Origin of the sequence: Photorhabdus tasmaniensis, from assembly GCF_011189505.1 — a bacterium.
Classification (GTDB): domain Bacteria; phylum Pseudomonadota; class Gammaproteobacteria; order Enterobacterales; family Enterobacteriaceae; genus Photorhabdus; species Photorhabdus tasmaniensis.
Genome location: NZ_PUJU01000055.1, coordinates 1 through 12,579, shown reverse-complemented (window position 1 = coordinate 12,579; position 12,579 = coordinate 1). Strand labels below are relative to the sequence as shown.

The following is a 12,579-nucleotide window of genomic DNA, read 5'->3' as shown; positions in this document are numbered from 1 at the left end:
ATCAACCTCCGGCAATAACCTGAAATAAAAGGATATTGTCCCCGTCATTAACTTGGTGTGTATTCCAGTTCGAGCGCGGAATAATGGTTTGATTAATGGCCAATGCAGTTCCCGGTTGCGTTCGTTCAAGTTGTTCCAGTAATTGCTGTAGAGCCAGAGGCGCGGTAAGCTCCATCAACTGGTCATTTATAGTAATTTTCATGCCATATCTCCGCAGATTGGGCATTGCCGCGATTGACTGAGCTGTAGCGTGCTCCAGCTTTGCTGCTTACCATCAAACAGTCGAAGTTTGCCGCTCAACGGAGAGGGAAGTCCGCTTAACATTTTGATGGCTTCCAAAGCCTGCAATGTGCCGATGACGCCGACTACCGGACCTAATACACCCGCAGTTCGGCAATTACGTTGTGGTTCTTCCTGATCAGGGTAGAGGCAGGTATAGCAGCCGTGAGGATAAGGGGGTTCAAGCACCATAAGCTGACCGCTGAACCCAACGGCACTGCCGCTGATTAAGGGTTTTCGTGTTGCTACACAAGCCGCATTGATAGCATGGCGGGTTGCCATGTTGTCACAGCAATCAAGAACCAGATCGACCTGTTTTACGCTTTTTTTCAGCGATTCCACATCTTGACGTTTATTAAGAATAGTTATTTTTACCAGTGGATTCAGTGCATTGAGCTGATTAGCTGCAAGTTCAGCTTTTGCCGAAGGGATATCCTCTGTGCGGTAAAGGATTTGTCGTTGTAAATTGGAGACGTGTAGTTGGTCATCATCAGCGAGATAAATTGCTCCCACACCCGCCGCAGCGAGATAGAGAGACGCAGGGGCACCCAGCCCCCCCAGACCGACAATCAATACGCGGCTGGTTTTCAGTTTTTCCTGCCCTTCCGGGCCGATATCTTCCAGCAACAGTTGTCGGCTGTAACGCATAAATTCTTGATCATTCAGCATAAGAACCTCTCAATACCTTCAACTAAATGCCTTCAATCAGATGAAACAATTGTGACGTTGCCTGACGCCAATCTTTTGCTTTGGTAATTGCGCTGACCAGCGCTACACCACCAACTCCCGTTGCAACGACATCCGGCACACGTTCAAGAGAGATGCCTCCGATAGCGACAGTAGGATAATCCGGAGTGTTTTCTACCTGTTGTTTTAATGTTTCCAGCCCTTGTGGAGAAGAGGGCATTGTTTTGGTCGTCGTCGGGAAAATATGGCCGAGGGCGATATAAGATGGACGTAAAGATTTTGCCCGTGCCAATTCTTGTTCATTGTGAGTGGAAATGCCTAACCGCAATCCGGCTTCCTGGATTGCATTCAGATCTGCGTTATCTAAATCTTCCTGACCCAGATGAACACCGTAAGCGCCATGTTTGATAGCCAGTCGCCAGTAATCGTTAATAAACAAACGGGCGTTATATTGGTGGCCGAGCGTGATGGCTTGCTTAATCTCTCCCTCTACCTGATCTTCTGGTAGGTCTTTGATTCGTAACTGGATGGTGGTAATTCCTGCCTTTAACAGGCGGGAAATCCACTCCAGCGAGTCCACGACCGGATACAGTCCCAACCTGTGTTCAGTTGGGGCAAATGGGGCATTAGGCAGATTACTCATGAGATACCCCCTTAGCACTGTGATACAACTCGCTACCGCGGGCGCGGAATTCTTCAGACATCTGTTCCATACCGGCAGCATAATCGCGTACTTCCTGAGAAATCTTCATCGAGCAGAATTTAGGCCCGCACATAGAACAGAAATGAGCAATTTTGCCGGAGGCTTGTGGCAGCGTTTCATCGTGATAGGTACGTGCGGTATCGGGATCGAGCGCCAGATTAAATTGATCTTCCCAACGGAATTCAAAGCGTGCTTTTGACATAGCGTTATCACGGATTTGTGCACCTGGATGGCCTTTGGCCAGATCGGCGGCATGAGCCGCAATTTTGTAAGTAATCAGCCCTTGCTTAACATCGTCTTTGTTTGGCAGACCAAGATGTTCTTTCGGTGTTACGTAACAAAGCATAGCGCAACCAAACCAACCAATCATTGCTGCACCAATACCCGAAGTAAAATGGTCATAACCTGGCGCAATATCTGTCGTCAGTGGTCCAAGGGTGTAGAAAGGGGCTTCATGACAGTGCTCCAACTCTTCGGTCATATTGCGACGAATCATCTGCATTGGTACATGTCCGGGGCCTTCGATCATCACCTGAACATCATATTCCCAGGCAATTTTGGTCAGTTCGCCTAATGTATGTAACTCGGCAAACTGGGCTTCATCATTGGCATCTTGAATAGAGCCGGGGCGCAAGCCATCTCCTAAGGATAGAGAAACATCATAAGCAGCACAGATTTCACAAATCTCGCGGAAATGTTGGTAGAGGAAGTTTTCCTGATGATGAGATAGACACCATTTCGCCATAATTGAACCACCGCGGGAGACGATCCCGGTCAGGCGTTTGGCTGTCATCGGTACATAGCGCAGCAGAACGCCTGCGTGAATAGTGAAGTAATCCACTCCTTGTTCAGCTTGTTCTAGCAAGGTATCACGGAACATTTTCCAGGTGAGGTTTTCCGCTACACCATTAACTTTTTCCAGAGCTTGATAAATGGGGACTGTACCGATAGGAACCGGGCTGTTACGTAAGATCCATTCGCGGGTTTCGTGGATATAACGGCCAGTGGAGAGATCCATTACCGTATCCGCACCCCAACGGGTAGACCAGATCAGCTTTTCCACTTCCTCTTCAATAGAAGAGGTCACTGAAGAGTTACCGATATTGGCGTTAACCTTCACCAGAAAATTACGACCAATAATCATGGGTTCTGATTCAGGATGATTGATATTGGCAGGAATAATTGCCCGACCTGCCGCGACTTCCTGACGGACAAATTCTGGTGTGATATTTTCTGGCAACTGAGCGCCGAAGCCTTGTCCTGCATGTTGTTGGCGTAGCACATCACCGCGGATACGTTCACGCCCCATATTTTCCCGTAGTGCAATAAATTCCATTTCCGGTGTGATGATGTCTTTACGGGCATAGTGCAATTGAGTCACGCGTTTGCCTTTACCGGCTTTTAGTGGATGAGGGCGGTTATTGAAACGTAAATGAGCGAGGCCAGCATCCGCCAGACGTTGCTGAGTAAAATCAGAACTGAGGGTGGTAACAGGTTCAGTATCTTGACGTTCGTCGATCCATTGCTGGCGCAGTTTAGTTAACCCAACATGCACATCCAGCATGGAATCAGGATCGCCATAAGCGCCGGAAGTATCATAAACAGGGATAGCTTCGTTTTCCTCATATTGAGGTTCTTCTTTGGTTCCGCCGATCAGAGTCGGTGATAACTGAATTTCCCGCATTGGGACTTGGATATCGTCACGTGGACCTTGGAGATAAATTCGTCGTGAGTTAGGGAACGCGACTCCCTGAATAGAATTAATAAATTCTTGAGCGGCATCACGTTGAACTTTACGTGGACGTGACGGGCCGGATTTTGGTGAAATATCAGTTGCAGGGATAACAATATTATTAGACATAGCAAATTCCTAACCGTGTTATTGGGAAAGTTGCTTGTCTGGAGCTCGCAGGGAGTAATAATTGATAGCTGGATGGACTCTTGGTAAGAAAACTGGGTGAGCCGACAGCGGTTGATTACTCTTGTTCCCTTCGCGGGTCTTAACCCGATCAGGTTCCGCGGATCCCGAATTAACGGTCTCAGCCTGTGTATGCTGTGATAAAACAGTCTACGCTAGGCACTCCGACAAGAAAGTCATCAGTAGTATAGAAGGGATTATGAAAACTACAACCCTTACTGAATGAAAGTATTTACAATGACCAAGTTAATTGTTCCCAGCCATGTTGTTGTGCCTCAGCTTGCAAACGAGCATCAGCATTGACGGTAATCACCTCATTGGCAAACTGACACATTGGCAGATCATTAATCGAATCACTGTAAAAACGGATAGTTTCAGGATGACTATTTTGTTGCTCCAGCCATTGTTTCAATCGTTTTACTTTACCTTCACGAAAAGTGGCAATGCCGTCTATTTTGCCGGTATAACAGCCGTTTTCTATTACCATATCAATGCCCAACGCGGTGTGAATACCAAATTCGGCAGCAATCTTTTTCACAATAAAAGAGACCGTGGCTGAGATAATAATGACCGGAACCTGCTGTTGTTGATATTCTTCAAGCAGCGCTTTAGCTTGTGGATAAAACCGAGGTCTGATTCTTTCTGCGACAAATTCAGTTAGCCAGGTATCAACTTGTTCTTGCGGAACCTGATGCAATGTTTGCAGGCTAAATGCCAGATAGTCATTCATATTCAACATACCTGCATTGTAATCAGCCATCATTTTTGCATCTGCTTCGATAAAACGGGGATCGGTAATTATGCCTTTTTCCCATAAGAATTCTGTCCATATAGCGCTGGAATCACCGGAGATTAAGGTGTCATCCAGATCAAACACTGCAAGCAGTTGTGGCATGATGTTGTGTTCCTCAGGTCAAAGCACATTGATAGCTGAGGATCATGCCTGTCACTGTCAGATCAGGCAATACAACATATAACAATAAGACACTCTTTTTCTGATGAAAAAGCGTATGATTTATACACATATTAAAATAATTTAAGATGTCATAGTGATGATGCAACAACAAATTACAGGTACAGAATGTGGCTGGTGGATTATCAGCGATGAAAATCATATTTGGCTTCCTGAAGGGGAATTACCTTTTGGAATTGCTGTTCAATGGTCATTGCAAGGAAAAATAGCGTGGCCTATTGGTGAATGGCAGGGCGAAAAAGTTTGGCTTATTTGTCAGAAAATGGTTTCAGATATGGTTTCGCTGCGGCAAATTATTTCAAGTGATAGCGGGTTGTTTCAGTTAGCTGGCCGTGGGGTGCAGTTGGCGGAGTTTTATCGTTCTCATCGGTATTGTGGTTATTGCGGTAGTGAAATGCGCCATGGTTCCAGTGAGTGGGTCTGTTTGTGTCATCACTGTGGAGAACGTTATTATCCGCAGATTGCACCTTGTATTATTGTGGGTATTCGTCGGAATGATAGGATTCTACTGGCGCAGCATCAGCACCATCGTGGGGGGATGTACACAGTACTGGCGGGATTTGTCGAAGTCGGTGAAACACTCGAAGAAGCAGTATCTCGTGAAGTCATGGAGGAGAGTAATATTAAAGTCCGCAATTTACGTTATGTGGCTTCTCAGCCATGGCCTTTTCCTCATTCATTGATGATGGCATTTCTGGCTGATTATGACAGCGGTGAAATCCGTCATGATCCGCAAGAGCTGATTAGCGCAGACTGGTATCGCTATGATCAACTGCCATTGATCCCGCCAGCTAATACGATTGCCCGCCGGTTGATTGAAGATACGGTTGCTCTATGCCGAAATGCGTAATGTACTGTTTGGTGCGATTCAACGGGAGAGATTTGCCTGTCATGTTACAATGGCCGCAAATCATTGCAGCCAGATAATATTGCGGCCAATAAATAAATGGAGTCTGTTATGAATGAGTTGAAAAACGACCGCTATTTGCGAGCCTTACTGCGCCAACCCGTTGATGTTACACCTGTATGGATGATGCGTCAGGCGGGTCGTTATTTGCCGGAATATAAGGCTAGCCGTACCGAAGCAGGTGATTTTATCTCTCTGTGTAAGAACACTGAACTTGCCTGCGAAGTCACTTTACAGCCTTTACGGCGTTATCCGTTGGATGCGGCGATTCTCTTCTCTGATATTCTCACTATTCCTGATGCAATGGGGTTGGGACTCTATTTTGAGGCAGGCGAAGGCCCGCGTTTTAAATCCCCTATTTTGAGTCGTGCTGATGTGGAAAAACTGCCGGTTCCTGATCCTGAAATGGAACTGGGTTATGTGATGGATGCAGTGCGTACAATCCGTAAGGCACTGGTGGGGCAAGTTCCTTTGATTGGCTTTTCCGGTAGTCCGTGGACACTGGCGACTTATATGGTGGAAGGCGGTAGTAGTAAGGCATTCACTAAAATCAAAAAAATGATGTATGCCGAACCCGCCGTCATGCACTTATTGCTGGATAAACTGGCAGACAGCGTTACTCTTTATCTTAATGCCCAGATTAAAGCGGGTGCTCAGTCTGTGATGATTTTCGATACTTGGGGAGGCGTGCTGACGGAGCGGGATTATCGTGAGTTTTCCCTGAGTTATATGCACAAAATTGTTGATGGCCTGATCCGTGAAAATGAAGGCCGCCGTGTGCCGGTAACATTGTTTACCAAAGGTGGCGGGCAATGGCTGGAAGCAATGGCTGAAACGGGTTGTGATGCCCTTGGTTTGGACTGGACGACAGATATTGCCGATGCACGCCGTCGTGTAGGGAATAAAGTGGCTTTGCAGGGCAACATGGATCCATCTGTGTTATATGCCTCTCCAGCGCGGATTGAGCAGGAAGTTTCGACAATTTTGCAAGGTTTTGGTATGGGTCCTGGTCATGTTTTTAACCTTGGTCATGGTATCCATCAAGATGTACAGCCGGAACATGCTGGTGTATTTGTTGAAACGGTACATAAACTTTCAGCTAAATATCATCAGTAGAAATATGATTAACACGAAAGCATTACGTCAGGAACAAATAGAAAAGGCTCAGCAAGTCATCCATTATGATGATTTTTCCTCACCAAAATTGATTGCTGGTGCTGATGTGGGCTTTGAACAGCAGGGAACAGTTACCCGTGCAGCTATCGCTGTTCTTTCCTATCCTGCCTTTGAACTGGTGGAGTATCAGATAGCTCGAATTGATACTACGCTTCCTTATATCCCCGGCTTACTCTCTTTTCGTGAATACCCTGCATTGATGGCTGCCTGGCAATTGCTGAAACACACACCTGATCTGGTCATGGTGGACGGCCATGGTATTGCTCATCCTCGTCGTTTAGGGGTTGCTAGCCATTTTGGCTTATTGGCGAATGTACCGACGATTGGCGTGGCAAAACGTCGTTTATGTGGTGAAAGTGAACCATTGGATGAGCAACCCGGCAGTTGCCAGCCTTTGATTGATAAAGAGGAGCAGATCGGCTGGGTATGGCGAAGTAAAAAACGTTGTAATCCATTGTATATTTCTACAGGACATAGAATCAGTCTTGATAGTGCATTGCTATGGGTAGAGCGTTGTGTGCGAGGCTATCGTCTACCTGAAACCACCCGTTGGGCGGATGGCATAGCTTCAAATAGAGCGTTTTTTGAACAAATGATGCAGAAAAATCCTTAAATTCGGTGTAAGCGTGTGGATCTTCTTGAATTTCAGGTAAACTGCGGAGCAAATTATGCATAATGAGTAAGAACTAATGTTACGAAACCCGATACATTTACGGCTGGAAAAACTTGAAAGCTGGCAGCATCTGACCTTCATGGCAAGTTTATGCGAACGGATGTATCCAAACTACCAGATGTTCTGTTGTCAGACTGCGTTCGCAGAACCTGCGCTTTACCGCCGTATTCTGGATTTGGTGTGGGAAATATTAGTTGTAAAAGATGCCAAGGTTAATTTTGATAATCAGCTGGAAAAGTTGGAACAAATCATTCCGTCAGCAGATGATTACGATATTTATGGTGTGTACCCGGCAATTGATGCGTGTATTGCATTAGGGGAAATACTCCATGCCCGTCTGAGTGGTGAGACATTGGAGCATACAATTGCTGTGAGTGAAATTTCAATTCGCACCGTTGCTATGCTTGAAATGACCCATGCCGGGAAAGAAATGACCGATGAAGAATTAAAAGTATTACCTGCCATTGAACAAGAGTGGGATATTCAATGGGAAATTTATCGCTTATTGGCCGGCTGTGAAGAGCGGGATATTGAGTTGATTAAAGGATTGAAATCTGACCTCCGGGAATCAGGAATTAGCAACATTGGTATAAATTTAACGCAGTAAAGTGAAAAAACGTGATTTAATGCTTTAAATGCCATGTTCAAAGGCTTCACTTTTGCCCCCACTCTGTTCTACATTTGGGGGGTGAAAAGAAGTGGCTATCGGTGCGTGTATGCAGGGGTGCTGTCATTCGGCATATCCGTCGCACTCGATGCTTTGCAAACGATAAACACACTGTAAGGATAATCTATGAATAAGACTGAATTAGTTGATGCAATCGCAGAAAGTGCAGACCTGACCAAAGCTCAGGCAAAAGCTGCTCTGGAATCAACTTTGAATGCAATTACTGAATCCCTGAAAGAAGGTGATTCAGTACAGCTGGTTGGTTTTGGTACTTTCAAAGTTAACCATCGCGCAGAGCGTACTGGCCGTAACCCTCAAACCGGTAAAGAAATTACAATCGCTGCTGCGAACGTACCTGCTTTCTCTGCTGGCAAGGCACTGAAAGACGCAGTTAAATAATTTCATTGCAAAAAAGAAAAGATGGAAGGGGTATTCATCCCCTTTTGTTGGTTCGTCAGGGGCTGATGACACTAGGATTCGTCTTCGCGCTCAGCGCCTGTACCAATCAACCAAAAGAACCTTCTTTTAGTGCAAGTGGATTCATCGCAGATGACGGCGTTGTCCGCTTGTGGCGTCTCAACGATCAAAATAGTCAGCCTCTGGTTCTAATGAGTGTTTACAGCCCTTACCGTAATGGCAATACCATTGTGACTTTTTATGAATATAAACAGGGCGATTTACGCCAAATTCGTCGTGAAATTCTGAATGATGAAAATCCATTGGCTGAACAACTTCGTTTAGATAAATCTGGTGATGTGATTTTTATGCAAAAGCAGTCAAAAACGCGGAGTGAACCACTTTCCAGTGATGATATTGTTCGCATACAGTTTGACGCTAAACGGGTTCTTGAATTAAGTGATGCGTTGATCGTGGGAAATGTGCGTTTGATGCAAGGGCACTGGCATAACGGCAAAGTCACTACTTGTGCGGGTGACACGATTTCCGTCGAGTTTGAACCTTACGCGAGGTCATGGCTTGAACAACGCGAAAAAAGAAGCTACGGTCAATTAACAATTGCCTGGTTGGAAGCTTCGGTTGGCCGCGAATTACTGCTGGTAGCCAATAACGACTTCTGCCGTTGGGAACCGACGAAGGACAGCCTCTGACCTCCGTCAGTTTTGTGATTACTTCAGCCGGTTAATTGCCCGGTATCCAATATCCTTGCGGTAAAAACAGCCACTCCATTCAATCTTTTCTGCTTGCAGGTAAGCATTTTGCTGTGTATCGGCAATGGATTCTCCCAAGGCGGTAACACACAGAACACGGCCGCCTGCGGTAATAACATCACCGTCTTTCAGTGCTGTACCTGCATGAAAAACCTTGCTGCTTTCATTTTCTTGTTGGGGCAAGCCATGAATAATATCCCCTTTGCGATAATCAGCAGGATATCCGCCGGCAGCCAGCACTACACCCAGAGCAGGGCGTTCGTCCCAATCAGAAGTTTTACCCGCAAGCTCGCCTTTTGCACCGGCCAGACAAAGTTCAACTAAATCGGAACGCATTCGCATCATGATGGGTTGGGTTTCCGGATCACCAAAGCGACAGTTAAATTCAATCACTTTCGGTTCGCCATTTTGGTTGATCATCAACCCGGCATAAAGAAAACCGGTATAAATATGACCTTCAGCAGCCATACCATTAACCGTAGGATAAATAATTTCTTCCATAATACGCTGGTGGATGGCATCGGTGACGACCGGAGCGGGTGAATAGGCCCCCATTCCCCCAGTGTTCGGACCCGTGTCACCGTCACCTACGCGCTTATGATCCTGGCTGGTTGCCATAGGAACAACATGCTTGCCATCGACCATAACGATAAAACTAGCTTCTTCGCCAGTTAAAAACTCTTCAATAACAATCCGATGGCCTGCATTACCAAATGCATTTCCGGCCAGCATATCTTTTATGGCGGACTGGGCTTCTTCCTGTGTCATTGCAACAATCACACCTTTACCCGCAGCCAACCCGTCCGCTTTTATGACAATAGGTGCGCCGACTTTATCCAGATAGGCGAGAGCCGGTTCGGTTTCTGTAAAATTCTGATAAGCCGCCGTTGGGATTTGATGGCGTGCCAGAAAATCTTTGGTGAATGCTTTTGAACCTTCTAATTGAGCGGCCGCCTGAGTTGGACCAAAGATAGTCAACCCCGCTTTTTGGAATGCATCGACAATACCAATGACCAATGGCGCTTCAGGGCCAACGATAGTCAGCCCGATATTATGGTTTTGTGCAAATGCTAACAGGCTATTGATATCTGTCGCTGAGATATCAATATTTTCCAGATTGCTTTCCAGAGCGGTTCCTGCATTTCCTGGAGCAACATAGATTTTATTAGCCAAAGGAGACTGAGCTGCTTTCCATGCCAGAGCGTGCTCGCGCCCACCGCTACCAATAATTAAAATATTCATTCAGTTCACTCCTGCTATTGATTAGTGGCGGAAATGGCGTATGCCAGTAAAAATCATGGCGAGACCATGTTCATCAGCTGCTGCAATGACTTCGTCATCACGGATAGAACCGCCTGGTTGGATAACACAGCTCACACCGACAGCCGCTGCCGCATCAATGCCGTCACGGAATGGGAAAAATGCGTCAGAAGCCATTGCACACCCCTGAACCTCCAAACCTTCGTCGGCGGCTTTAATGCCAGCAATTTTTGCAGAATAGACGCGGCTCATTTGACCTGCACCGATACCGATGGTCATATCATTTTTTGCATAAACAATTGCATTTGATTTGACAAACTTAGCGACTTTCCAACAGAACAGGGCATCTTTCATTTCTTGTTCCGTGGGTTGACGTTTGGAAACGACACGTAAGTTATCTGTAGTTACCATACCAAGATCGCGATCTTGGACCAACAGGCCGCCATTAACACGTTTGAAATCAAGGCCAGCAACGCGGGTTTCCCATTCGCCACTGACCAGAACACGGACATTTTGCTTGGTAGCCAGTACGGGTAATGCATCTTCATTTATTGAAGGGGCGATAATTACCTCAACGAATTGGCGATCGATAATAGCTTGTGCAGTTTTAGTATCAAGTTCGCGGTTGAACGCGATAATACCGCCGAAAGCTGAAGTAGGGTCTGTTCTGAATGCGTGATCATAGGCTTCGTGAATATTTTTACCTATTGCTACGCCGCATGGGTTAGCGTGCTTAACAATAACGCATGCAGGCTCTGAGAATTCCTTAACACATTCCAGAGCGGCGTCTGTATCAGCAATGTTATTATAAGAAAGCTCTTTGCCCTGTAGTTGAGTTGCTGTTGCGATGGACGCTTCAGAGATATTCTCTTCTATATAGAAAGCGGCGTCCTGATGACTGTTCTCGCCATAACGCATATCCTGCTTTTTAGTGAAATTCAGATTCAGGGTACGAGGGAAGCGTCCTGATGGTTGAGTGATGTCACCGTAATAAGACGGAACCAGTTTGCCAAAATAGTTAGCAATCATGCTGTCATAAGCTGCGGTGTGTTCAAATGCCTTAATTGCTAAATCGAAACGGGTCGATTGTGTCAGTGAACCTTGACTGTTATCCATCTCTTCAATGATTTTTTCATAATCATTACTATTAACTACGATCGCGACATCTTTATGGTTTTTGGCAGCAGAGCGAACCATCGTTGGTCCGCCGATATCAATGTTTTCAACTGCATCTTCCAAAGTGCAATCTGGTTTATCAACGGTTTGCGCGAATGGATATAGATTCACAACTACCATATCAATTGGTGAGATTTGGTGTTGTTCCATGATCTCATCATCTTGCCCACGGCGACCAAGGATCCCACCATGTACTTTAGGATGCAAGGTCTTAACGCGTCCATCCATCATTTCAGGAAAGCCGGTGTAATCTGAAACTTCAGTAACTTTCAGACCAGAGTCAGCCAGTAAATGGGCTGTTCCGCCAGTAGAAAGTAATTCAACACCGCGTTGAGATAAGGCTTTTGCAAATTCAACAATCCCTGATTTATCGGAAACACTAAGCAGGGCACGACGGATTGGACGAAGCTGTTGCATTGGTTTGATCCCTTGGATTTTATAAGGCAATAACATGTTATTGGGAAGATCCCACTATTATCAGGTATCAGGACATGAAAAATGGGCACTGCAATAACATTTCAGAACAGTCAGCTAAAATCACGCAATGATTTTAGCCACCGAATTGTAACGAAAACGTTTGCGTGATGCTCGATAAATTTTAACCTAACTATCCATTTGTGGATAAGTCTGTTGGTAAATGAGTATAAAGTGGGGTTTTGCTGTGGGATTAATCAAACGATCAATTTTCTTTAAAATAATGATTGCCAGCGCCGGAGAACTCCCTATAATGCGCCACCACTGACCGACACAACGCTGACAAAGCGTGTAAGGCCAGGCAGAGTAAAGTGAATTAAGCGCTTGACTCTGCGGGCGAAAAGCGTAGTATACGCAGCCCGGCTGAACGAGAATATTAATTTTTGTTTCAGTCTGCTCTTTAACAATTAATCAGACAATCTGTGTGGGCACTCACAAGACCGTATCACAAAAAAATACACTAAAGTCTTGAAGAGTGAACAACAGTTAATTCATGACGAAATAACAGTCAGTTTCTTTG

General features: G+C 45.6%; 13 protein-coding genes and 1 riboswitch. Of the genes, 6 read left to right on the top strand and 7 right to left on the bottom strand.

Features of this window, described 5'->3' with window-relative positions:
* Window position 1: 1 nt before the first annotated feature.
* The 5 genes from thiS to C5471_RS19325 all read right to left on the bottom strand — a co-directional run bounded on the left by thiS (window position 2) and on the right by C5471_RS19325 (window position 4,482).
* Entirely contained in the window at window positions 2–202 is a 201-nt protein-coding gene (gene thiS, locus C5471_RS19345) for a sulfur carrier protein ThiS (RefSeq protein WP_133816415.1), read from the bottom strand.
* Window positions 199–948 (bottom strand): HesA/MoeB/ThiF family protein, encoded by a 750-nt coding sequence (locus C5471_RS19340; protein ID WP_133816414.1) that lies wholly within the window; start codon window positions 946–948, stop codon window positions 199–201. Before C5471_RS19340 ends, thiS begins: the two co-directional genes overlap by 4 nt.
* Window positions 949–970: 22 nt before the next feature.
* Window positions 971–1,609 carry a thiamine phosphate synthase gene (gene thiE / locus C5471_RS19335; RefSeq protein ID WP_133816413.1) on the bottom strand — a complete coding sequence of 213 codons (639 nt, stop codon included), beginning with the start codon at window positions 1,607–1,609 and terminating at the stop codon, window positions 971–973.
* Window positions 1,602–3,530 carry a phosphomethylpyrimidine synthase ThiC gene (gene thiC / locus C5471_RS19330; RefSeq protein WP_133816412.1) on the bottom strand — a complete coding sequence of 643 codons (1,929 nt, stop codon included), beginning with the start codon at window positions 3,528–3,530 and terminating at the stop codon, window positions 1,602–1,604. Before thiC ends, thiE begins: the two co-directional genes overlap by 8 nt.
* Before the next feature lie 108 nt (window positions 3,531–3,638).
* A riboswitch (TPP riboswitch) is annotated at window positions 3,639–3,764 on the bottom strand.
* A gap of 55 nt (window positions 3,765–3,819) precedes the next feature.
* Entirely contained in the window at window positions 3,820–4,482 is a 663-nt protein-coding gene (locus C5471_RS19325; protein ID WP_133816411.1) for an HAD family hydrolase, read from the bottom strand.
* A 160-nt stretch (window positions 4,483–4,642) separates the two neighbouring features.
* On the opposite strand from C5471_RS19325, the gene nudC reads away from it, so the two are divergent.
* The 6 genes from nudC to C5471_RS19295 all read left to right on the top strand — a co-directional run bounded on the left by nudC (window position 4,643) and on the right by C5471_RS19295 (window position 9,089).
* Complete coding sequence (nudC, locus tag C5471_RS19320; RefSeq protein ID WP_133816465.1) at window positions 4,643–5,410, top strand: NAD(+) diphosphatase; 768 nt, start codon at window positions 4,643–4,645, stop codon at window positions 5,408–5,410.
* 108 nt (window positions 5,411–5,518) lie between these two features.
* Window positions 5,519–6,583 carry a uroporphyrinogen decarboxylase gene (gene hemE / locus C5471_RS19315; RefSeq protein ID WP_133816410.1) on the top strand — a complete coding sequence of 355 codons (1,065 nt, stop codon included), beginning with the start codon at window positions 5,519–5,521 and terminating at the stop codon, window positions 6,581–6,583.
* Between the two features lie 4 nt (window positions 6,584–6,587).
* Window positions 6,588–7,256 (top strand): deoxyribonuclease V, encoded by a 669-nt coding sequence (gene nfi, locus C5471_RS19310; RefSeq protein ID WP_133816409.1) that lies wholly within the window; start codon window positions 6,588–6,590, stop codon window positions 7,254–7,256.
* Between the two features lie 76 nt (window positions 7,257–7,332).
* Window positions 7,333–7,923, top strand: coding sequence for a YjaG family protein (locus tag C5471_RS19305; RefSeq protein ID WP_133816408.1), 591 nt, complete (start codon window positions 7,333–7,335; stop codon window positions 7,921–7,923).
* Between the two features lie 186 nt (window positions 7,924–8,109).
* Window positions 8,110–8,382 (top strand): nucleoid-associated protein HU-alpha, encoded by a 273-nt coding sequence (hupA, locus tag C5471_RS19300; protein ID WP_021322843.1) that lies wholly within the window; start codon window positions 8,110–8,112, stop codon window positions 8,380–8,382.
* Between the two features lie 65 nt (window positions 8,383–8,447).
* A complete protein-coding gene (locus C5471_RS19295; RefSeq protein WP_133816407.1) occupies window positions 8,448–9,089 on the top strand; it encodes a DUF1481 domain-containing protein in 642 nt (213 codons plus the stop codon).
* Between the two features lie 18 nt (window positions 9,090–9,107).
* Here C5471_RS19295 and purD read toward each other — a convergent pair whose 3' ends face one another.
* Window positions 9,108–10,391, bottom strand: a complete 1,284-nt coding sequence (gene purD / locus C5471_RS19290; RefSeq protein ID WP_133816406.1) for a phosphoribosylamine--glycine ligase — start codon at window positions 10,389–10,391, stop codon at window positions 9,108–9,110.
* A 21-nt stretch (window positions 10,392–10,412) separates the two neighbouring features.
* Window positions 10,413–12,002, bottom strand: a complete 1,590-nt coding sequence (gene purH / locus C5471_RS19285) for a bifunctional phosphoribosylaminoimidazolecarboxamide formyltransferase/IMP cyclohydrolase (protein ID WP_133816405.1) — start codon at window positions 12,000–12,002, stop codon at window positions 10,413–10,415.
* Window positions 12,003–12,579: the final 577 nt, after the last annotated feature.

What these genes read in the sequence shown, in the direction of transcription:
- thiS (WP_133816415.1), bottom strand. Translation starts at nt 202, where the DNA reads ATGAAAATTACTATAAATGACCAGTTGATGGAGCTTACCGCGCCTCTG.
- C5471_RS19340 (WP_133816414.1), bottom strand. Translation starts at nt 948, where the DNA reads ATGCTGAATGATCAAGAATTTATGCGTTACAGCCGACAACTGTTGCTG.
- thiE (WP_133816413.1), bottom strand. Translation starts at nt 1,609, where the DNA reads ATGAGTAATCTGCCTAATGCCCCATTTGCCCCAACTGAACACAGGTTG.
- thiC (WP_133816412.1), bottom strand. Translation starts at nt 3,530, where the DNA reads ATGTCTAATAATATTGTTATCCCTGCAACTGATATTTCACCAAAATCC.
- C5471_RS19325 (WP_133816411.1), bottom strand. Translation starts at nt 4,482, where the DNA reads ATGCCACAACTGCTTGCAGTGTTTGATCTGGATGACACCTTAATCTCC.
- nudC (WP_133816465.1), top strand. Translation starts at nt 4,643, where the DNA reads ATGCAACAACAAATTACAGGTACAGAATGTGGCTGGTGGATTATCAGC.
- hemE (WP_133816410.1), top strand. Translation starts at nt 5,519, where the DNA reads ATGAATGAGTTGAAAAACGACCGCTATTTGCGAGCCTTACTGCGCCAA.
- nfi (WP_133816409.1), top strand. Translation starts at nt 6,588, where the DNA reads ATGATTAACACGAAAGCATTACGTCAGGAACAAATAGAAAAGGCTCAG.
- C5471_RS19305 (WP_133816408.1), top strand. Translation starts at nt 7,333, where the DNA reads ATGTTACGAAACCCGATACATTTACGGCTGGAAAAACTTGAAAGCTGG.
- hupA (WP_021322843.1), top strand. Translation starts at nt 8,110, where the DNA reads ATGAATAAGACTGAATTAGTTGATGCAATCGCAGAAAGTGCAGACCTG.
- C5471_RS19295 (WP_133816407.1), top strand. Translation starts at nt 8,448, where the DNA reads ATGACACTAGGATTCGTCTTCGCGCTCAGCGCCTGTACCAATCAACCA.
- purD (WP_133816406.1), bottom strand. Translation starts at nt 10,391, where the DNA reads ATGAATATTTTAATTATTGGTAGCGGTGGGCGCGAGCACGCTCTGGCA.
- purH (WP_133816405.1), bottom strand. Translation starts at nt 12,002, where the DNA reads ATGCAACAGCTTCGTCCAATCCGTCGTGCCCTGCTTAGTGTTTCCGAT.